The sequence below is a fragment of the Enterococcus sp. 5H genome (genome assembly GCF_028128615.1).
In the GTDB taxonomy this organism is placed as follows: domain Bacteria; phylum Bacillota; class Bacilli; order Lactobacillales; family Enterococcaceae; genus Enterococcus_L.
Window position 1 is genome coordinate 307,022 of sequence record NZ_AMDP01000002.1, and the last position, 22,375, is coordinate 329,396.

At 35.1% G+C, this 22,375-nt stretch carries 16 protein-coding genes; 15 read left to right on the forward strand and 1 reads right to left on the reverse strand.

The window, feature by feature from the left end; all coding sequences use genetic code 11:
- The 10 genes from frr to C240_RS01705 all read left to right on the forward strand — a co-directional run bounded on the left by frr (window position 1) and on the right by C240_RS01705 (window position 15,161).
- Window positions 1–558 (forward strand): ribosome recycling factor, encoded by a 558-nt coding sequence (gene frr, locus C240_RS01660; protein WP_271490182.1) that lies wholly within the window; start codon window positions 1–3, stop codon window positions 556–558.
- 231 nt (window positions 559–789) lie between these two features.
- Window positions 790–2,265 carry an ABC transporter permease gene (locus C240_RS01665; RefSeq protein ID WP_271490185.1) on the forward strand — a complete coding sequence of 492 codons (1,476 nt, stop codon included), beginning with the start codon at window positions 790–792 and terminating at the stop codon, window positions 2,263–2,265.
- Window positions 2,266–2,277: 12 nt separating this feature from the next.
- The gene (locus C240_RS01670) at window positions 2,278–2,952 is read left to right on the forward strand and encodes an ABC transporter ATP-binding protein (protein ID WP_271490188.1); all 675 of its coding nucleotides are present in this window, start codon (window positions 2,278–2,280) and stop codon (window positions 2,950–2,952) included.
- Entirely contained in the window at window positions 2,945–4,483 is a 1,539-nt protein-coding gene (locus C240_RS01675) for a PASTA domain-containing protein (RefSeq protein ID WP_271490191.1), read from the forward strand. Before C240_RS01670 ends, C240_RS01675 begins: the two co-directional genes overlap by 8 nt.
- Window positions 4,484–4,677: 194 nt before the next feature.
- A complete protein-coding gene (locus C240_RS01680) occupies window positions 4,678–5,481 on the forward strand; it encodes an isoprenyl transferase (protein WP_271490194.1) in 804 nt (267 codons plus the stop codon).
- Entirely contained in the window at window positions 5,478–6,278 is an 801-nt protein-coding gene (locus C240_RS01685; protein WP_271490197.1) for a phosphatidate cytidylyltransferase, read from the forward strand. The genes C240_RS01680 and C240_RS01685 overlap by 4 nt, the downstream gene beginning before the upstream one ends.
- Before the next feature lie 58 nt (window positions 6,279–6,336).
- The gene (locus C240_RS01690) at window positions 6,337–7,497 is read left to right on the forward strand and encodes a 1-deoxy-D-xylulose-5-phosphate reductoisomerase (RefSeq protein WP_271490200.1); all 1,161 of its coding nucleotides are present in this window, start codon (window positions 6,337–6,339) and stop codon (window positions 7,495–7,497) included.
- Window positions 7,494–8,762 carry an RIP metalloprotease RseP gene (gene rseP / locus C240_RS01695; RefSeq protein ID WP_271490203.1) on the forward strand — a complete coding sequence of 423 codons (1,269 nt, stop codon included), beginning with the start codon at window positions 7,494–7,496 and terminating at the stop codon, window positions 8,760–8,762. The genes C240_RS01690 and rseP overlap by 4 nt, the downstream gene beginning before the upstream one ends.
- 71 nt (window positions 8,763–8,833) lie before the next feature.
- Window positions 8,834–10,546, forward strand: coding sequence for a proline--tRNA ligase (locus tag C240_RS01700; protein ID WP_271490206.1), 1,713 nt, complete (start codon window positions 8,834–8,836; stop codon window positions 10,544–10,546).
- 262 nt (window positions 10,547–10,808) lie between these two features.
- Entirely contained in the window at window positions 10,809–15,161 is a 4,353-nt protein-coding gene (locus C240_RS01705; protein WP_271490208.1) for a PolC-type DNA polymerase III, read from the forward strand.
- 57 nt (window positions 15,162–15,218) lie between these two features.
- Here the strand turns inward: C240_RS01705 and C240_RS01710 are convergent, their stop codons facing one another.
- Window positions 15,219–16,217, reverse strand: a complete 999-nt coding sequence (locus C240_RS01710) for a D-2-hydroxyacid dehydrogenase (protein ID WP_271490211.1) — start codon at window positions 16,215–16,217, stop codon at window positions 15,219–15,221.
- 247 nt (window positions 16,218–16,464) lie between these two features.
- On the opposite strand from C240_RS01710, the gene zapA reads away from it, so the two are divergent.
- The 5 genes from zapA (at window position 16,465) to uvrC (ending at window position 22,173) form a co-directional block, all read left to right on the forward strand.
- On the forward strand, window positions 16,465–16,908 hold the full coding sequence (zapA, locus tag C240_RS01715; protein WP_271490214.1) for a cell division protein ZapA: 444 nt from the start codon (window positions 16,465–16,467) through the stop codon (window positions 16,906–16,908).
- A gap of 17 nt (window positions 16,909–16,925) precedes the next feature.
- Window positions 16,926–17,474, forward strand: coding sequence for a CvpA family protein (locus C240_RS01720; protein WP_271490218.1), 549 nt, complete (start codon window positions 16,926–16,928; stop codon window positions 17,472–17,474).
- Between the two features lie 25 nt (window positions 17,475–17,499).
- A complete protein-coding gene (locus C240_RS01725; protein ID WP_271490221.1) occupies window positions 17,500–19,866 on the forward strand; it encodes an endonuclease MutS2 in 2,367 nt (788 codons plus the stop codon).
- Between the two features lie 91 nt (window positions 19,867–19,957).
- Window positions 19,958–20,272: a thioredoxin gene (trxA, locus tag C240_RS01730; protein ID WP_271490224.1), complete on the forward strand. Its 315-nt coding sequence runs from the start codon at window positions 19,958–19,960 to the stop codon at window positions 20,270–20,272.
- Between the two features lie 101 nt (window positions 20,273–20,373).
- Entirely contained in the window at window positions 20,374–22,173 is a 1,800-nt protein-coding gene (gene uvrC / locus C240_RS01735) for an excinuclease ABC subunit UvrC (RefSeq protein WP_271490227.1), read from the forward strand.
- Window positions 22,174–22,375: the final 202 nt, after the last annotated feature.

Sequence of the window (22,375 nt, forward strand, 5' to 3'; positions counted from 1 at the left end):
ATGACTGGAGCAATTCTAACAACAGCTAAAGAAAAAATGAGTAAAGCAGAACAAAGCTTACAACGTGAACTTGGTCAGATTCGTGCAGGACGTGCAAATGCTAGCCTATTAGATCGTATACAAGTTGATTACTATGGCGCACCAACGCCAGTTAATCAATTAGCTGGAATCAATATTCCGGAAGCTCGTGTACTGATGATTACACCGTTTGACAAAAATTCGCTTGAAGATATTGAAAAAGCGATTCAAGCAAGTGATATCGGAATTAGCCCGACAAATGATGGGACAGTGATTCGTTTAGTCATTCCGCAATTAACAGAAGAGCGTCGTAAAGAATTAGCTAAAGACGTTAAAAAAGCTGCTGAGAATGCAAAAATTGCGATCCGCAACATTCGTCGAGATGCTATTGATGATTTAAAGAAACAACAAAAAAATAACGAAATTACTGAAGATGAATTACGTGGTTTGGAAAAAGAGACACAAAAATTAACAGACGATAGCGTGAAAAATATTGATGCTATTACAGCTGAAAAAGAAAAAGAACTTCTTGAAGTTTAAATGTAAAAAAAATTAAAACAATAAAATCTTACCTTTTCATTTGTGTAAGATTTTGTTGTTTTTTTATTTTTTAAATATATTGTTATTTAAAAGAAATATTCCGAATAAATGATAAAATTATAATCTAATAAATTTGTAAGGTCAAAGGGATATACAAAAAACATCTTGTTTCTCATCTGGTGTTATGGAATAATGATATTAGTTATATTTTTCTTAAAGGAGGATGAGAAAGTGGATTTCGTCAAACGAGCTTTATGCAGTGTTACAAGAAAAAAAGGGAAATCACTGATTTTATTTGCAGTGATATTTGTTTTGGGGAATGTTATTGCAGGTGCAATTGCGATCCAACAATCAACACAAAATGTTGAATCAAATGTAAAAAAACAACTAGGTGCTATGGCAACTATTGAGATTGATTGGGAAAATAACCAAGACGAACTGATGAGTGAAGGTAGTGATATTGAGCAGCTAAACGTTGATTTGATCAAAAAAGTTGGCGAATCACCTTATGTTAAATATTACGATTATAATGCAAGCAGTTATGCAGAAACGAAAGATTTAAAAAGCGTTACATTAGATTCTGATCAATTTGGTGGTATGGAAGGTTTTACGCTAAAAGGCTCTAACTATGCTAAGATTTTAGATGTAGAAGAAAAAAGTATTAAATTAGTTGATGGATCAGTCTTTAGTCAATCTGATATTGATGACGGAAAAAATGTTGGACTGATTTCCTCTAAAGTAGCTGACGAAAATGGCTTATCAGTTGGCGATCAGATGGTTATTGACATGCGCGGTAATGATTATACTGATGATAGTGGCAAGAAAGAGTTATTTAAAATAGATGTTCCAATTCAGATTATTGGGATTTTTGAGCCGGAAAATGTTGAGATGGAAGACAAAGATCAAAGTAAAAAATCTGAAGAACAAAATATGAATCAGCAATTTATGTCTGTTCAACAATTTAATACGATTTATTTACCGAACAAAACAGTTTTAGAAGTTAGTAAAAACTATTTCGAAAAAATGAAAAAAGAAGCACCTGAAAGCATGGGATATACGGATATTGATTCGGAAGATACGGAATACTATACACCTGTATATGTTCTAAAAAGTCCAGATGATGTTGAAGCCTTTAAGCAAGAAACAGAACCACTTTTACCCAAATTATATACAGTAAAAGCTTCTACAGACCAATATGAAAAAATTGGTGGCAGTATGAAAAAAATGTCACAAATATCCGGTTATGTAGTTTTAATATCAGTTATTGCTACTTTACTGATTATCTCACTTGTAGTCTTGCTGTTTATGCGCGATCGTAAACATGAACTTGGTATTTACCTATCATTAGGTGATAAACGTAGTCATGTGATGGGGCAAATAATCATTGAGATGCTGATTATCAGTGGTATTGCATTAATTATTTCCTTAATCACTGGGAATTTCTTAGGTAAGATGGTTTCTGAATCATTGTTGAATAGCGATATTCTCAGCAATGGCGGAAATCAGTTGGATATGTATGCAGGTTTAAGTACATCTCTAGGATCAATGGATCTTACAGCAGATGATATTATGAATGCTTATGAAGTGAAATTTTCATTAGGCTATATTGTGACTTATTTAGTGGTTGGCTTAGGAACTGTATTATTGTCCGCTATTTTACCACTGCTGTATATTGTCCGCTTAAATCCAAAGAAAATCATGATGTAGGAGGTAAGAAAGATGGCGATTTTAGAAACTAAAAATTTAAGTTACTTTTACCAAGATGGCGATCAACGACGTTTTATTCTTAAGGATACAAATGTATCATTCGAACAAGGTAAATTTTACACAATCTTGGGTCAATCTGGTTCTGGTAAAACAACTTTTCTCTCATTAATTAGTGCATTAGACACTCCAAAAGAAGGTCAAGTCCTTTTAAATGGGAAAGACATTAAAACAATTGGCTATGAAAAATACCGTCGAGATGATATTAGTATCATTTTTCAAAGCTATAATTTAGTCCCTTATTTGACTGCACTAGAAAATGTATTAGTTGCAATGTCGATTACGGACAACGAATTACCACCGAACCAAAAAGAAGTGGCCTATAATTTATTAGACTACATCGGAATTACACGAGAAAAAGCGGATCGTCTAGTGAATCAACTTTCTGGTGGTGAACAGCAACGTGTGGCTATTGCTAGAGCTTTGGCGACCAATGTTGATGTCATCCTTGCAGATGAACCAACAGGGAACTTAGATGAAGGAATGGAACAAGAAATTGTTGATATTTTCCAAAATCTTGCCAAAGAGCATAATAAATGTGTGATTGTTGTTACTCATTCAAATGATATAGCAGCTCAATCTGATGAGACGTATTACCTGAAAAAAGGTGTGTTAAATAAATATGAGTGATTTTTTATCAAACTTTAGCGGAGAAAATTATAATAAAACCCGTCAAGATAAAGACAAGCAAAAAGAAGAAAAACAATCTGAATCAAAGTCAGTAATCAAAAAAACTGACAAAACAATAAACAATGAACAATCTAAACAATCAGAAGAACTTATAGGACCAAGAAATAATCCTCTAAACGAACAAAATAATTCTGAGGAAAAAAAGGAAAATTCGGAAGACTTAATTTTCACAAAAAAAAGGTCAAAAAAGAAAAAAGTCAAAAAAGAAACGCCAGAAGTTGTTGAACAAGTAAAAGAACCGATTGCTAGTACGACAAAAAATCCGGATGAGTTCATTGAAACTGACCCGACCTACAAAAAAACGCAACAAAAAAAATATCTTTTAATGGGCTTGGGTATTTTAGTTGCAGGTTTCGTTCTATTTTTCGGTTATTATCAATTAACCCATGTAAAAGTCCCTAATTTTGAGGGTAAAGAATTATCAGAAGTCCGCGAGTGGACAGCTGAAAACGGGGTTAAACTCCAAGTAGAACAGAAATATGACTTTGATAAAAATGCTAATATCATTATTCATCAAAATGTCAAAGATAAAAAAATAAAAAAAGGTAATGAATTAGTGGTAGATGCGAGTTTAGGTGCAGATCCAGAAGAGAAGATTTCTTTACCAGATTTTAAAACAATGAAGCTCGATGAAGCCAAGCAATGGATTGAAGAGCAAAAAGCTGATAATTTAGCAATTATTGAAGAATACAGTGACAAAATTGCTGCAACTGAATATATCAAATTTGAAATAACCAATAGAGATGTTAAAGCAGAGGACTATAAACGCAAAGATAAAGCAAAAGTCTATTTTTCAAAAGGAAAAGAAGTGTTTGAAAAAGACATCTCAGTACCAGATTTTGCTGGAAAGATGAAAGAAGAAGCAACTGACTGGGCAAAGAAAAATGAAATTGATTTAAAGATTGAAGAAACAGATTCAGACAGTATCGAAAGTGGAAAAATCATATCTCAGAGTGTTGGTAAAGACACGAAGATTGCTAAAAAAGATGCCATGTCAATCGCTGTTTCAACTGGTAAAGCGTTAGTAGTGCCAGATTTCTCTCAATTCACAGTTGAAGAAGCTGAATCAAAAGCCAATGGTTTACAAGTTCAAGTGAAACAAGTCTTTAATGATAGTGTTCCCTATGGTGGTTTTATTAGTCAATCAGTTGAAATTGGGAAAAAATACAAAGAAAAAGATGAAAAACCAACGATTCAAGTTGTTTATTCTTCTGGAAAGCCTTATATCAAGGATTTGAGAGATAATACTTTAGAAGGTGATCTGCAAAAGATTTTTTATGAGGAATATCAATCAAAAGGTGCAAATATTACTTATCAAGTTAATTATGTCGATTCAACCGTAACTAAAGGAACTGTGGTAAATATGAGTAAATATAATGAATTTGCACCAATTAATTATGTTGTTCAAATCAGTATTAGTAAAGGGAATTTAACACCAGAAGTGAGTAAAACTGCTGAATCTGAAAAATAATATATGCTATCTATTTGCATATCTGTAATAAAATTGAGAGCAGGAAAAGCTGTTTTGCAGGCTTTTTCTGCTCTTTTCTTTTGCTAAAAGAACACAATTTATTAAATAATATTGAAAATCTTTCTATTTGCATAGGCATTTTTAAAAGATATTGCTATAATGGTTAAGATAGATTTTGGATTGGAGGGAAAAATATGTTGCGTTTTTTTCCACAAAAGAATAAATACATACAAGCAGAAAGCTTATATACTTTTAAACGTGATGGAGCAATTCCTAATCATGTAGCTATTATTATGGACGGGAATGGACGTTGGGCTCAAAATCGACGTTTACCAAGAATTGCTGGCCACAAAGAGGGAATGGATACTGTTAAAAAAATCACGAAACATGCGAGTAAATTAGGTGTGAAAGTCCTTACTTTATATGCCTTTTCTACTGAAAATTGGAAGCGACCATCTGATGAGGTTAGCTTTTTAATGCAATTACCAGTTGATTTTTTTGATACATTTGTTCCTGAATTAATTAAGGAAAATGTCAAAGTTCATGTAATGGGCTATCAGGAATTTTTACCAGCGCATACACAAGATGCAGTAGAGCGCGCGATGGAGCAGACAAAGGATAATACGGGAATGGTATTAAATTTTGCTCTAAATTATGGTTCAAGAGCTGAGATTGTGACAGCAGTCAAGGAAATAGCTGGAAAAACTGCGAATGGTCAACTTGATCCAGCAACAATAGATGAATCAATCATTGCCGATCATTTAATGACTAGTTTTTTACCTGAAGAATTAAGAGATCCCGAGTTATTAATTCGTACAAGTGGAGAAGAACGAATCAGCAACTTTTTACTTTGGCAAATTGCTTATAGCGAGTTGTTTTTCACAGATGCTTTATGGCCGGATTTTACAGATGAATTATTGGAAGATGCTTTAGCATCATTCCAGAATAGAAACCGTCGATTTGGTGGTTTAAAAGAGGTTGAGGAGGAAAATAAATGAGACAGCGCGTTATTACAGCCGCAGTTGCATTAGTTGTTTTTATACCAATTATTTGGTACGGAGGATTTGTCATTGAATTGGCAGCAGCGGTATTAGCTGTTGTGGGTGTTTATGAATTGTTTAGAATGAAAGGCTTGGAAATAGCAAGTTTTGAAGGAGTACTTTCTGCATTGGGTGCAGTCTTTTTGGTACTACCAAAAGATCGTTGGTTTTTCTTTTTGCCTGAAAAAGCCGATAATTTTATCCTATTTTATTTAACAGTTATGATTTTGTTAGGCGGCTTAGTTGCCTCAAAAAATATGTATACAATTTCTCAAGCTGGTTTTCCTGTTATTGTAAGCTTATATGTTGGCGTAGGATTCCAAAATTTTGTGAGTGCTAGACATACTGGTTTTGTCGTTTTGCTTTATGCATTATTTGTTGTATGGTCTACAGATATTGGAGCTTATTTTATTGGTAAACGTTTTGGAAAAAGAAAATTATGGCCAGAAGTATCACCAAATAAAACAATTGAAGGTTCTATAGGCGGTGTTATTTGTGCAGTTGTTGTATCTTTATTATTTTTAACGTTAACACCTAATAAAGAGTTATTCACTTATAACTTGCCAGTTATGTTGGCTATTACAGTAGTATTTTCGATCGTAGGTCAATTTGGTGATCTAGTTGAATCTTCCATTAAAAGACATTATGATGTTAAAGATTCTGGAACTATCTTACCTGGACATGGTGGAATATTAGATCGTTTTGATAGTTTACTTTTTGTTTTTCCAATCATGCATTTATTCGGATTATTTTAATTTCTAAACAAGAAGGGAAGGCGAGAAACTCTGAATGTTCAGAGTTTTTCTTTTTACTATGAAAAAAATTGCATTATTAGGCGCAACTGGTTCGATTGGTACGAGTACTGTAGACGTAGTTCTAGCGTATCCAGAATTGTTCAAGATTGTTTCTTTAACTTTTCATTCTAATATTGAAAAAGGTATTTCCTTAATTAAGCAGTTGCAACCGCAATTTGTGGGTGTCGGATCAGAGGAAACTAGAGTTGAATTATCACGTCATTTTCCTAATATTGAATTTGGAGTTGGAGAAACTGGGCTAGTTCAAGCAGCTACGCTAGAATCAGCGAATGTTGTGTTGACAGCAGTTTCCGGAAGTATAGGCTTGAAACCGACGATGGCCGCTATTGGAGCTGGAAAAGATATAGCTTTAGCCAATAAAGAAACCTTAGTTATGGCGGGGAAGTGGGTTATGGCTGCAGCTAAGAAGCATGAAGTTAGTATTTTACCAGTAGATAGCGAACACTCAGCGATCTATCAGTGTTTGGAGGGACAAAAACCTGAAAACCTAAAAGAACTAGTTATTACAGCTTCAGGTGGAAGTTTTAGAGACTTAACCCGTTCTGAGCTGAAATTTGTTACTTTAGAACAAGCCTTAAATCATCCAAATTGGTCGATGGGACAAAAAATTACGATTGATTCCGCTACAATGATGAATAAAGGGTTAGAAGTTATCGAAGCCCATTGGTTATTTGGAACGGATTATGATAAAATAAAAGTTGTTTTACATAAGGAAAGTATCGTTCATTCAATGGTTGTCTTAAAAGATGGGGCATACTTGGCACAATTAGGTCCTAGTGATATGCGGGAACCTATTCAATATGCATTGACATATCCAGAACGATTACCAATAAAAAATGAAAAAGAATTTGATTTGACGAAAATCGGTCAGCTGCATTTTGAACCGATGGATCTGGTACGTTTTCCAATGCTGGCGCTAGCTTTTAAAGTTGGTAAAAAAGGTGGCAGTTATCCTACTGTCTATAATGCAGCGAATGAAATTGCTGCTATGGCATTTATTGAAGGGCGTATTTCATATTTACAGATTGAAGATTTTGTACAACGGGCTGTTGAAAATCATTTTGAAACAACTGAAGTTACATTAGATGATGTGATTGCGATTGACCAACAAACAAGAGCAATCGTAGAAAGATGGATTAAGGAAGAAGGTCGTTTATGAAAACAATTATTACATTTATTATAGTCTTTGGAATTCTTGTCTTAGTACATGAATTTGGACATTTCTTCTTCGCAAAGCGTTCTGGTATTTTAGTACGTGAATTTGCAATTGGAATGGGACCGAAGATTTTCGCACATCAAGGAAAAGATGGAACAGCTTATACGATTCGCATTTTACCAATTGGCGGTTATGTGCGTATGGCTGGCATGGGGGAAGATGAAACAGAGTTAGCCCCCGGGATGACTCTTTCTGTTGAGTTAAATGAACAGGAAGAAGTCGTGAAAATTAATACAAGTAAAAAAGTTCAATTAACAAATAGCATTCCGATGGAAATGTTGGAAGCTGATTTAGAAAGAGAACTATTCATCAAAGGATATGTCAATGGCGATGAATCTAAGGAAATAACGTATAAAGTTAATCATGATGCGACAATTATTGAGCAAGATGGAACGGAAGTTCGAATTGCACCAATCGATGTACAGTTCCAATCAGCTAAGCTTTGGCAAAGAATGTTGACTAATTTTGCTGGTCCTATGAATAATTTTATTTTGGCATTTGTTTTGTTTACAGTTTATGTTTTCATGCAAGGTGGCGTAACGTATACCAATACAAATCTAATTGGTGGAATTCAAGCGGATAGTCCAGCTCAAAAAGCGGAATTAAAAGCTGATGATCGGATTTTGGCAATTGATGGTGAAAAAGTTTCTAATTGGAATGAATTTACTGAAATTATTCAAGCAAATCCTGATAAAGAGTTGAGCCTAGAAATAGAATCAGATGGAAAAATAAGAGAAGTTGACATTACGCCTAAATCGCAAGAGTCAGGCGGTCAAGAAATAGGTGTTATTGGCATTTTACCTCCAATGAAAACGAGCTTTACTGATAAGCTATTTGGTGGAATTCAAACAACTATAGACAACTCTTTGCAAATTTTTAAAGCTTTGAAATCATTGTTTACTGGTTTTAGTTTAGATAAATTGGGTGGTCCAGTGATGATGTTCCAAATGTCTTCAGAAGCATCAAAAGCAGGTGTGAGTACAGTTATATGGTTGATGGCCATGCTTTCAGTTAACTTGGGTATTATCAACTTATTGCCGATTCCTGCGTTAGATGGCGGGAAAATTGTTTTAAATATTTTTGAAGGTGTTAGAGGAAAACCTCTTAGCCAAGAAAAAGAAGGAGTCATTACACTGATTGGTTTTGGGTTTATCATGTTATTAATGGTGTTAGTGACTTGGAATGATATACAGCGGTTTTTCTTTTAAACTATTAATTGAATTTACGACGAATAACTTGAGGAGTTTATACACATTCGTTTAAACAAAGGAGAGTTCTAATGAAACAGTCAAAAATGTTAATCCCTACTTTACGTGAAGTTCCAAATGATGCAGAGGTTTTAAGTCATCAAATGTTGCTTAGAGCGGGCTATATCCGTCAAGTCTCTGCAGGTATCTACTCATATTTACCTTTAGCTAACAAAGTACTTGAAAAACTTAAAAAAATCATGCGTGAAGAGTTTGATAAAATTGATGCGGTTGAAATGTTGATGCCGGCATTGTTACCAGCGGAACTTTGGAAAGAATCTGGACGTTATGACACATATGGCCCCAATTTATTTCGTCTAAAAGATCGTAACGATCGTGATTTTATTCTTGGTCCAACTCATGAAGAAACATTTACTAAACTAATTCGCGATGAAATAAACTCTTATAAACGCTTGCCGCTAAATCTTTACCAAATTCAAGCAAAATATAGAGATGAAAAACGTCCACGTTCTGGTCTATTAAGAGGTTTGGAATTTATCATGAAAGATGGCTATTCTTTCCATGCAGATGAAGAAAGTTTGGATCAATCTTACCGTGATTATGAAAAAGCTTATTCTGCTATTTTTGAACGTTGTGGTTTGAATTTCCGTGCAATCATCGGTGATGGCGGTGCAATGGGTGGTAAAGATTCTAAAGAATTTATGGCGATTTCTGAAATTGGTGAAGATACAATCTGTTTTTCAACAGAAGGTGACTACGCAGCTAACTTAGAAATGGCGACAAGTCTATACACACCTAAAAAATCCCATGAAACACAATTAGACGTTGAAAAAGTTGCGACACCAAATGTTACTTCTATTGAACAAGTAGCTGAATTTTTCGATGTTGAACCTCAAAAAATCATTAAGTCTGTTTTGTTTATTGCAGATGAAGAACCTGTGATGGTTTTGGTTCGTGGCGATCATGAAGTGAATGATGTTAAATTGAAAAACTATTTGGGCGTTGATTTCTTAGAAGAAGCAACAGATCAAGATGCCCTAAAATACTTAGGTGCTGAATTTGGCTCGGTAGGTCCAGTCGAATTAAGTGAAGATGTGAAATTATATGCTGATTTACATGTTCAAGATTTAGCCAATGCAGTTAGTGGCGCTAATGAAACAGGTTACCATTTAACGAATGTAAATCCAGGGCGTGATTTTACTCCAATTAGTTATGAAGATTTACGCTTTGTTCAAGAAGGCGATCCTTCTCCAGACGGAAACGGAACGTTAGAATTCACTAAAGGTATTGAGATTGGTCATATCTTCAAACTAGGAACACGTTATAGCGAATCTATGGGTGCTACTGTATTAGATGAAAATGGCAGAGAGAAACATGTGATCATGGGCTGTTATGGAATTGGTGTAAGCCGCTTATTATCAGCAATCGTTGAACAAAATGCGGATGAAAATGGCATTAATTGGCCTGCTGGAATTTCACCGTTTGATTTACATGTTGTTCAGATGAATGTGAAAGACGAGTACCAAACAAAATTAGCACAAGAAGTTGAAGCAATGATGACAGCTACTGGCTATGAAGTTTTAGTAGATGATCGTAATGAGCGTGCTGGTGTTAAATTTGCTGATGCAGATTTAATCGGCTGTCCGATCCGCATCACTGTTGGTAAAAAAGCAGTTGATGGTGTTGTAGAAGTTAAAATTAAACGTACTGGAGAAATGGTTGAAGTACGCAAAGAAGAACTTGAAAGTACATTATCAATTTTATTAAACGCAGAATCTGAATAAGATAGAAAAAGTGTGGGAAATCAAAGTGTTACTTGATTTCGTACACTTTTTACTTAAGTAAATCCTTTGCCAAAGTAAACTATATCAAACAAATGTTTTTTTGAATAGATTGTATTTTTACATGGAAAATAGTATACTTAAGTGTGGCGAGGCACTTGGCAGAAATGTCTAAGGGCCTCTTTCTTATCAAATTGTCTGAGTTACTTTTTCAGTCAATGTGAACAAAGAATTTAGATACTGTTAAACTAAGGAGGTTCGTTTGGTGGCAGAAAAAGCACAAGAATTATTTGCAAAACTGATTGATCAAATTCAATTAAGTGAACAAGAACGAGAACATCCGCTGATTCAACAAGGAAGAATCGAGAAAGTGATTGTTCATCAACAAAGTCGGTTGTGGGAATTTCATTTAGGTTTTGCTGGAATTTTACCCGTGATGCTTTATCAATCATTTATGCAGCAATTAGAACTTGCCTTTCAACAAATCGCAGGTGTTTCCGTAAAAGTTTCAGCAGATAAAAATGATTTCACAGAAGAACAATTAACGGATTATTGGCAACTAGCATTGTTAAATAGCCAATGTGATACACCGTTAGTTCAACGAGTAATTAAAACGCAACGACCAGTAATTGAAGATAAAAAAATTATTTTACCGGTTGATAATGAAGCGGTTATTCCTTATTTAAAGCAACAATATTTACCAATTATTGAAGACTTGTACCTAAATTATGGGTTTCAAAAGTTTCATATTGAACCTAAAATGGATGAACAGCAAGCTAAACGTGTATTGGCTCTATTTGAAGAACGTAAACAAGAACAAGATGCTGCTTTCCAACAGCAAGCGGCTGAATCACTTGTCAAACATGAGCAAAAGAAAAAAGAAAAACAACAGCAAGGTCCAGCGCTGGATGGTCCAATTCGTTTAGGACGAAATATTCCAAATGATGAACCAATTATGCCAATGGGGAATATTTTAGAAGAAGAACGCCGAGTAACAATTGAAGGCTTTATTTTTGATAAAGAAGTACGTGAGTTACGATCAAAGCGTAAAATTTTAATTTTAAAAATCACAGACTATACGTCATCATTTATCGTTAAGAAATTCTCTAATGGTGAAAAAGATGAGCAGATTTTTGATGCTATTCAAAGTAAAAGCTGGGTTCGTGTGCGTGGGAGTATTCAAGAAGATACGTTTATGCGGGATCTAGTTATGAACTGTCAAGATTTGATGGAAGTCAAACATGCTCCTCGTAAAGATTACGCACCTGAAGGCGACAAGCGTGTGGAACTTCATTTACACAGCAATATGAGTACAATGGATGCTACAAATAATGTTGCAGATTTTGTCGCTCAAGCTGGTAAATGGGGGCACAAGGCGATTGCAATTACTGATCATGGCGGTGCGCAAGGGTTCCCAGATGCTCATAGTGCTGGTAAAAAAGCAGGGGTAAAGATCCTGTATGGTGTTGAAGCGAATGTTGTTGATGATGGTGTACCCATTGCGTACAACGAAGCTCACATTGAATTGACAGATGCTACTTATGTTGTATTTGACGTGGAAACCACAGGACTATCTGCAGTTTACGACACGATTATCGAATTAGCCGCTGTAAAAATGCATAAAGGTAATATTATTGATACGTTTGAACAGTTTATTGATCCTGGGCATCCATTATCTCAAACAACGATTAGTTTGACAGGGATTACTGATGAAATGGTTCGTGGTTCAAAATCAGAAGAAGAAGTTTTACGTCTATTTAGAGAATTCTCAGAAGATACGATTTTAGTTGCCCATAATGCGTCTTTTGATATGGGCTTCTTAAATACAAGTTATGGCAAATATGATATTCCGGAAGCTGAGAATCCTGTTATTGATACGTTAGAACTATCTCGTTACTTACATCCAACATTTAAGAGTCATCGTTTGAACACTTTATCGAAAAAATTTGGTGTTAATTTGGAACAACATCACCGTGCGATTTACGATTCTGAATCAACAGGTCATCTGTGCTGGATCTTTTTAAAAGATGCGAAAGAAAATCATGGTATGAATTATCATGATGAATTGAATATGCACATTGGTGAAGGTGATTCTTATAAGCGAGCGCGACCTTTCCATGCTACGATTTTAGCAACTACCCAAGCTGGATTGAAAAATTTGTTTAAGCTTATCTCTATGTCAAATGTGAACTACTTTTTCCGAATCCCTCGAATTCCTCGGTCTCAACTGAATAAATTGCGGGAAGGACTTATCATCGGTTCTGCTTGTTCGAATGGTGAAATTTTTGAGGCGATGATGCAAAAAGGTGTGGAAGAAGCGAAAAATCGGGCGAAATTTTATGACTATATTGAAGTAATGCCTAAAGCAGTATACGCGCCATTACTTGAGCAAGAATTGGTTAAAAGTGAAGCAGATTTAGAAGAAATTATTGCGAATTTAGTTAAAATTGGTGATGAACTAGATAAACCTGTTGTAGCTACTGGAAATGTTCATTATTTAAATGAAGAAGACAGTGTTTATCGTAAAATTTTGGTTGGTTCAATGGGCGGTGCGAATCCGTTGAATCGTCATAGTTTACCCCAAGTCCATTTTAGAACGACTGATGAAATGTTGACAGCTTTTCAATTTTTAGGTGAAGAAACGGCTCATCGTTTAGTTGTAGAAAATCCGAATGCCATCGCAGACATGTGTGACGAAATTACACCTGTTAAAGATGACTTGTATACACCAAAGATTCCCGGTTCAGAAGATGAAATCAGAAATCTAAGTTATACTAGAGCTAAAGAATTATATGGTGATCCATTACCTGATATTGTTGAAAAACGTTTGAAAAAAGAATTAGATAGTATCATCGGAAATGGTTTTTCGGTTATTTATTTAATTTCACAAAAATTGGTGCATAAAAGCATGGAAGATGGCTATTTGGTTGGTTCTCGTGGTTCGGTTGGTTCAAGTTTTGTAGCAACAATGACAGGTATTACCGAAGTAAATCCACTTGCTCCTCACTATCACTGTGTAAATTGCCAGTATTCTGAGTTCTTTGAGGATGGTTCTTATGGTTCCGGTTTTGATATGCCTGAGAAGAATTGCCCGAATTGTGGTCAACGCTTATTTAAAGATGGACATGATATTCCGTTTGAAACATTTTTAGGTTTTCATGGTGATAAAGTACCCGATATTGATTTGAACTTTTCAGGAGATTATCAAGCGGAAGCTCATAACTATACAAAAGTCTTATTTGGTGAAGAATATGTGTATCGAGCAGGAACGATTGGTACTGTTGCAGATAAAACTGCTTATGGTTTTGTTAAGGGGTATGAACGCGATCATAATTTACACTTTAGAGGAGCGGAAGTTGATCGATTAGCCAAAGGTTCAACAGGCGTGAAAAGAACGACTGGTCAGCATCCGGGAGGAATTATCGTTATTCCTGATTATATGGATGTTTATGATTTTACACCAATTCAGTTTCCGGCAGATGATCAAAATGCTGAGTGGAAAACAACTCATTTTGATTTCCATTCGATTCACGATAATATTTTAAAACTTGATATATTGGGCCATGATGATCCTACTGTTATTCGGATGTTACAAGATTTATCTGGGATTGATCCCAAGACCATACCAACAGATGATCCTGAAATGATGCGGATTTTCGCCGGTCCTGAAGTGTTAGGCGTTACAGCAGATCAGATTTATTCTAAAACGGGTACTTTGGGTATTCCTGAGTTTGGTACGCGTTTTGTACGAGGCATGTTGGAAGAAACACATCCATCGACATTTGCAGAATTACTACAAATTTCTGGTTTGTCCCATGGTACGGATGTTTGGCTGGGTAATGCAGAGGAATTAATTCGTCGTGGAGAAGCGACCTTAGCAGAAGTAATTGGTTGTCGGGATGATATTATGGTTTATCTAATTCACGCTGGACTTGATAGTGGCATGGCCTTTAAGATCATGGAAACAGTACGTAAAGGTCAGTGGAATAAGATTCCAGATGATTTAAGAGAAACATATTTAACTGCTATGAAAGAAAACAATGTTCCAGATTGGTATATTGATTCTTGTTCAAAAATCAAATATATGTTTCCGAAAGCCCATGCGGCAGCTTATGTATTGATGGCGTTGCGTGTTGCATACTTTAAAGTGTATTTTCCAATTTTATATTATTGTGCATATTTCTCTGTACGGGCAGATGATTTTGATTTAGTTGCGATGTCACAAGGGAAAGAAGCTGTCAAAGCAAGAATGAAAGAAATCCAGGATAAAGGATTAGAAGCATCTACAAAAGAGAAAAATCTTTTAACTGTTTTAGAACTTGCTAATGAAATGATTGAACGGGGCTTTAAATTCGGTATGATTGATCTATACAAATCTGATGCTGAAAACTTTGTAATTGAGGGTGACACTTTAATTGCACCATTTAGAGCGGTTCCCAGCTTAGGACTTAACGTGGCTAAATCTATTGTAGAGGCACGTGAAGAGCCATTCTTATCAAAAGAAGATCTAGCAAGCCGGGGTAAAGTTTCAAAAACACTAATTGAATATATGAATGAAAATGGTGTTTTAAAAGATTTACCAGACGAAAATCAATTATCTTTGTTTGATATGTTGTAAAAATGTAGATTAATACAGAAAAAACGGACGATCGTATGTATCATCCGTTTTTTTCTATTAATCGATTGCAATTAAAGAATCACTGACACCGTTCGTATAAAGCTCCAACAAGCTCTTTAATGAGCTTTCCATCAGGATTTTCGATGCTTGCAATGTATAAAAAGCAATATGTGGGCTAACGATAACATTGTCGAGTTGCAATAGTTCTTCGATGTATGGATTTTTTTGAAGTTGTTCCGCTTTTGTTTTATTGACAAACAACATTTCATCTTCTAACGTATCTAAACCTGCTCCAGCAATTGTCCCTGATTTTAGAGCGTTAATCAATGCTTGCGTATCAACTAAAGGTCCGCGAGCGGTATTAATAATTAATGCATCTGACTTCATCATGGATAAAATATGTTGGTCAATTAAATGATGATTTTCTGGTAAGTACGGTGTATGAAGTGATAGAATATCCGCTTCTTTTGCCACATCTTCCAAAGTAGAGCGATAAGTTAAAATGGAATCTAAATCCTGTTTTGGATATTTATCATAAGCAATCACAGTTGCTCCTAAAGCCTTAAATAATTCAGCTGTTACCAGACCAATATGACCAGTTCCAATAATGCCCACAGTCAACTCATGAATTTCACGACCGATTAATCCGTCTAAACGAAAATCTTGCTGTTGTTCTCTTTGGACTAATTTAGGAATTTGGCGTAAAAGCATCATAGTCAGTGTTAAGGCGTGTTCTGCAATCGCTCTAGGACTATAAACAGGAACATTTGCTGCTTTAATTTGATATTTTTTTAAATATTCTTTAGCTAATCCATCAATTCCAGCAGATCTGGTTGAAAGCAAATGAATTTGGTTTTCTGCCATTTGTTGATAAACTGCTTCATCATGGACAGCTGCCATCTGTTGAAAAGAAATGGCATCCGCTCCTTGAGCTAAAGTAACGGTTTGCGCATTTAATTCTTGATCGGTAGTTTCGATCGTAATGCCGTGTTCTTTGGCCCATTTTTCTGCAACAGGCTGTTCTTTGTTTCCAATTCCATAAATGAATACTTTCATATAATTTTCTTCCCTTCTCGAAAAGTAGCAAACTTTTCCTAGTATATTGTATGAAAATTCCAGACAATTTCCTAGTCAGAAGTATTTTTAAGAAAAAAATCTAATGAAACTCGTAATAATAACACTAAACCTTTAATTTTTTCGCTTAGTAGCATATAATAAGAAAGGGTTTATCAGAGAATACACGCAGGTGTTTTTCGTGGTAAAATAGCAGTTATGGATAGATACTACAGGAGGGAACACCATCATGGTTAAAGAAAAAACAAGATATAAAGCTGTAATTGCCGATCATTCCTATACAATTATCGGACAAGAAAGCAAACAACATATGGATTTAGTCACTAAAATTGTCAATGAACAGTTAGCAGAGCTCAAACATATTTCACCACAAACAGATGATGAACAAGCATCCGTTCTTTTAGCAATTAATGCTATTTCGGATCAATTGAAAAAACAAGAAAAAGTCATTAACTTGGAACAAGAAGTAGCTGAATTGAAAAAAAGAACGATTCGTTTAGCTGAATTAGAAAATCGAATTAAGCGAATTGAAGCAATTGAAGATGAAGCACGTGATGTCCTTAAAAAAAATGGACGGGAAGATGTAGAGATTCATAATCATATGGAAGCTCAACAGATTTTAAATGAAAATCGAAAACAACAAATTCAAAGTAAAAGTACACAAGATCAATAATATGAGAGGATGACGGGATGTTAACTTTACTCATTTTACTATTATTAGCTATCGGATTTTATACAGGTGCTAGAAGAGGATTAGTTCTGCAAGTTTTATATACATTCGGGTATCTTTGTACATATTTTATTGCGAGAACATATTATCAAAGTCTTGCTTCTCACTTAAAATTATATGTACCATACCCCTCTCCAACTGCAGAGACTAAATTAGTTTTCTTTGATCAAAATCTTACACTAGACTTGGATCAGGCATTTTACGGTGCAGTAGCTTTTTTACTAATCTTAGCAGCGGGTTGGTTGGTTGTAAGATTTTTAGGCATTTTTGCACATCATTTAACATTTATTCCTGTACTAAAACAAGCGAATGGACTAGCTGGCGGAGTGATTAGTTTTATTGTGATGTATGTTGGAATATTCTTAGTTTTAATGATGCTGTCAATGTTGCCGATTGATGCCATTCAAAATCAATTTAAAAATAGCGGTTTAGCTCAATTTATTGTTAAAGACACACCCGTTTTTTCAAATCAAATTTATCAATTATGGGTTGAGAAAATGATTCGCTAGTATCACAAGAACAGAAGGTGAAAAAATGAACACTAGAATTTTAACGACGCTTGGTTTTGATAAAGTGAAGCAATTAATTGCTCAATACGTTGTTACAGCTCAAGGAGTAGAAGAAGTTGAGATGTTAGTTCCAGTTAATGATAAAAATAGTATTCAGTCATGGCTGGAAGAAACGGAAGATGGCTTAAAAATTCAGCGTCTACGAGGTGGTATCCCGATTCCTAAACTGGAAAATATTCGTCCTCATATGAAAAGAATCGAAATTGGAGCTGATTTAAACGGGATTGAATTAGCTCAAGTTGGACGGGTTCTTTCAACAACATCTGAAGTTATTCGATTTTTTAATGATCTTAAAGACAGTGAGATTGATTTATTAAGACTTTATTCATGGGTCGATCAGCTAATTGTTTTACCTGAATTAAGTCGTCGTTTAAGAGAATCCATTGATGAAGATGGCAGAGTGACAGATGAAGCGTCACCAGAATTAAAAATTATTCGTAATAATATTCGGAGAAGTGAACAAACGATTCGTGAACAACTAGATGGTATTGTTAGAGGGAAAAACGCTAAATACTTGAGTGATGCGATTGTAACAATGAGGAATGAGCGCTATGTAATTCCTGTTAAACAAGAATATAAGAGTGTATTTGGTGGTGTCGTCCATGATCAAAGTGCTTCTGGTCAAACCTTATTTATTGAACCGAAACAAATTGTGGAACTGAATAATCGATTGAGGCAACATCAAATAGCAGAGCGCAATGAAATTGAACGGATTTTAGCGGAGTTGTCTGCTGAATTGGTTCCTCATAGAAATGAGATTCTGCACAACGCTTATGTGATTGGGAAGTTAGACTTTGTGAATGCCAAGGCTCGTTTTGGGAAAGAATTAAAAGCTGTTGTTCCTGAAATCAGCGATACTAATCAGATTCATTTTAAACAAGCCAGACATCCGCTAATCGATCAAGAAAAAGCTGTTCCTAACGATATAACAATTGGAAAAGATTATCAGGCAGTTGTTATCACTGGACCAAATACAGGAGGAAAGACGATTACATTAAAAACTTTAGGTTTACTACAATTAATGGGGCAATCGGGCTTGCCGATTCCAGCTGGTGAAGAAAGTTGTATGGGGATTTTTGATGAGGTTTTTGCTGATATTGGGGATGAACAGTCAATTGAACAGAGTTTAAGTACATTTTCTTCACATATGACTAATATTGTAGATGTCTTAAAGAAAGTTGATAACCAAAGTTTGGTTTTATTTGATGAACTAGGTGCTGGGACTGATCCCCAAGAAGGGGCAGCTTTAGCTATTTCAATTCTGGATGCATTAGGTAGTAAAGGCGCTTATGTTATGGCGACAACTCACTATCCTGAATTGAAAGTTTACGGCTATAATCGTGCTGGAACAATTAATGCAAGTATGGAATTTGATGTGGATACATTAAGTCCGACTTATCGATTGTTGATTGGGGTACCAGGACGAAGTAATGCCTTTGAAATCTCCAAACGATTAGGGTTAGATACTACTATTATTGATGAAGCGAAACATATCATGGACGGCGAAAGTCAAGATTTAAATGAAATGATCGCAGATTTAGAAAATCGTCGCAAAATGGCGGAAACAGAATATTTAGAAGTTCGTCACTATGTCGATGAATCAGAGCGTTTATACAATGAATTAAAAGAAGCATATAGTTATTTCTTTGATGAAAGAGAAAAAGAAATGAATAAAGCACGTATTAAAGCTAATGAGCTGGTTGCTAAAGCGGAAGAAGAAGCTAGTGACATCATTTCTGATATTCGTAAAATGCAGCTTACAAGCGGTAATCAAGGCGGAATTAAAGAGCATCAATTGATCGATGCGAAATCAAAACTTTCTCAACTGCATCAAGAAGAAGCTCATTTAGATAAAAATAAAGTCTTGAAAAAAGCTAAAGAACAAAAACAATTTAAAGTTGGCGATGAAGTTTTAGTCCAAACTTATGGGCAAAGAGGGACGCTAATTCGTAAGTCTGGAGATCATGAATGGCAAGTTCAATTAGGCATTTTAAAAATGTCTGTTGACGAAAGCGATATGGTACCAGTTGCTCCGGAAAAAGAACCAAAACAACGAGTTACCGCTGTGCGTTCCAGCGAATCTAGTCACGTTGCCAATCAATTAGATTTACGTGGGAAACGTTATGAAGAAGCGCTTGCGGAAGTCGATCAATATCTAGATGCTGCAATTTTAGCTGGGTATCCTCAAGTAACGATTGTTCATGGAAAAGGAACTGGGGCATTACGCACAGGAATCACAGATTATCTGAAAAATCACCGCAGTGTTAGCAGTTATGAATTTGCTCCTGGAAATCAAGGCGGCAACGGTGCGACAATTGTTAAGTTCAAATGAATTAGCTTACCTTTAGTAAGCAGAAAACTAGTCGAACAGTAAAACCAGTGATATACTATAAATAGATGTAAAAGAACTAGGAGGCGTTATTATGACACAAGTAATAACTGATAAAGATTTTTCAGCTGAAACTGATAGCGGTCTTGTTTTAATCGATTTTTGGGCAACTTGGTGTGGTCCTTGTCGCATGCAAGCACCGATTTTAGAACAATTAAGTGAAGAATATGATGAATCTGAATTGAAAATTGCTAAAATGGATGTTGATGAAAATCCTGAAACACCCGCTTCATTTGGAATCATGAGTATTCCTACATTGTTATTGAAAAAAGATGGAGAAGTTGTAGAAAAAGCAGTAGGTGTTCATTCTAAAGAACAATTACGTGCGCTGATTGATAGCTACTTATAAGCGATTTTCTTAGGATGGAGACTTTCTTCATCCTATTTTTTATGCTGATTTGATTGGAAAATGATATAATAGATGGTATCAACGAACTGAAAGGAAGTACTATGAACGAAAGAATCAAAAATAAGCTAGCATTACTTCCTGACCAACCAGGATGTTACTTAATGAAGGATAAAAATGGCACGATTATCTATGTCGGAAAAGCCAAAGTCCTTAAAAACCGTGTAAGATCTTACTTTACTGGCAGCCATGATACTAAAACAGAGCGTTTAGTCAGTGAGATAGAAGATTTTGAATATATTGTTACTGAGTCTAATATCGAGGCATTACTTTTAGAGATTAACCTAATTCACAAAAATGACCCTAAATATAATATCATGTTGAAAGATGATAAGAGCTATCCTTTTATTAAAATCACAAATGAAGATTTCCCTCGTTTGCTGATTACACGTAAAGTCGTAAAAGATAAAGCCTTATATTTTGGGCCATATCCAGATGTTGGTGCTGCTAATGAAACTAAACGCTTACTGGATCGATTATTTCCTTTAAGAAAATGTCGTGTATTACCAAAAGAGGTTTGTTTATATTATCATATGGGTCAGTGTTTGGCACCTTGCGTTTTTGATGTGCCAAAATCAACGTACAAAGAAATGGTTGATGAGATTAAACGTTTTTTGAATGGCGGACATCCAGTGATTGAAAAAGAATTGATGGAAAAAATGGAAGTAGCTGCTGAAAATATGGAGTTCGAAAAAGCTGCGGAATATCGTGATCAAATAAAAGCAATTGAAACAGTGATGACTCGGCAAAAAATGACTAACGCTGATTTGGTTGATCGAGATGTATTTGGCTATGCAGTTGATAAAGGCTGGATGTGTGTACAAGTCTTTTTTATTCGTCAAGGAAAATTAATTGAACGTGATGTTTCGATTTTTCCATTTTATAATGAAGAGGAAGAAGACTTTTTAACTTTTGTTGGTCAATTTTATTTGGAGAATGAACATTTTGTTCCCAAAGAAGTTCTGATTCCAGATAATATAGATGTAGCCAGCGTGGAAGCAATGCTTTCCACTAAAGTTTTACAACCAGTGCGGGGAGAAAAAAAGAAACTGGTCAGGCTAGCTGGGAAAAATGCGACAGTTGCTTTGCAAGAAAAATTTGATCTAATCGTCCGGAAGCAAGAACGAACGATTGGCGCAGTAGAAAAGCTGGGCAATGCGATGAATATCCCAACGCCAATTAGAATTGAAGCCTTCGATAACTCGAATATTATGGGAACCGATCCGGTTTCTGCGATGGTTGTATTTATTGATGGGCGACCAGATAAAAAAGAGTATCGCAAATATAAAATAAAAACAGTTAAAGGTCCAGATGATTACGCTTCTATGCGGGAAGTTATTTACCGTCGCTATTCACGCGTTTTAAAAGAGGGATTACCATTTCCAGACTTAATTGTTATTGATGGAGGGAAAGGGCAAGTAGATGCTGCAAAAGAAGTATTAGATAACCAATTAGGCTTGGATATTCCAATTGCCGGCTTAGCTAAAAATGATAAGCATAAGACTAGTGAATTGCTTTTTGGTTCTGATCTGGCTATCGTTCCTCTTGAAAGAAATTCTCAAGAATTTTTTCTATTGCAACGAATTCAAGACGAAGTCCATCGTTTTGCAATCACTTTTCATCGTCAGTTACGTAGCAAAAACAGTTTTTCATCTCGCTTGGATGATATTGAAGGACTTGGACCAAAGCGCAAAAAAGAATTGCTAAAGCAGTTTAAATCGCTAAAAAATATTACGGCAGCTTCAATAGAAGATCTAAAGGATTCTGGTTTACCCAAAAATGTGGCAAAAAATGTTTATGATCACTTACATCAAGAAGCAACCAGCTCAAATGATGAAAAATAAAATGGATTATCTAAACTCGCTAAGTTGAATTCTCGATTTAGCGGGTTATTTTATTTAAAGTAAGAAAATGAGTAATTGATTAAAAAAAGATTTGACAGTTGGAATAACAAACGATACCATAATGTTATGTAGTAATTTGTGTAATTGTTAATAAAGGGTTGAAATTTTTTTAATCAATAAAATAACGATGAATATTTATTTT